We start from the raw sequence: 322 nt of genomic DNA, 5'->3' as shown, positions 1-322 counted from the left end.
TCCTGAAAGTCTCCGGTGGAGACGCCGCGCAAGTAAAGGACTGGCAGAAGGGCATCGAGGCTCCGTGACCGCCGCGCCCACCGCGGCAGGATGTTCGAGGTGAAGCGTACCTTCTTCTCGGGCGGCATGTCGGAGGCGCGGTCGCGCACCTTCCGTCGCTGCACCGGGATCGGTCCGATTCCAGTCTGGATGGTCCGCTCCGGCCCGGCGCCGTGATGAACGACGCGTTGGCGCCCATCGGGCAGGCGCTCCTCGCTGAACTGCGCGACGAAGCTCACCGCCTCCGACCTGATCGCGGCGGCAAGCATCTGCCGAGCGCCGT

Annotated in this window: 1 pseudogene; it reads right to left on the bottom strand. The window is 68.3% G+C overall.

The features are described 5' to 3' along the window. Positions 1 to 322, bottom strand: a pseudogene (locus EU800_RS26350) (IS256 family transposase); the annotation flags it as partial.

It is taken from the genome of Tropicimonas sp. IMCC6043 (assembly GCF_004146235.1).
Classification (GTDB): domain Bacteria; phylum Pseudomonadota; class Alphaproteobacteria; order Rhodobacterales; family Rhodobacteraceae; genus Tropicimonas.
Note: the sequence above shows the minus strand (reverse complement) of the source record. Positions and strands in the feature narration are given on the sequence as shown.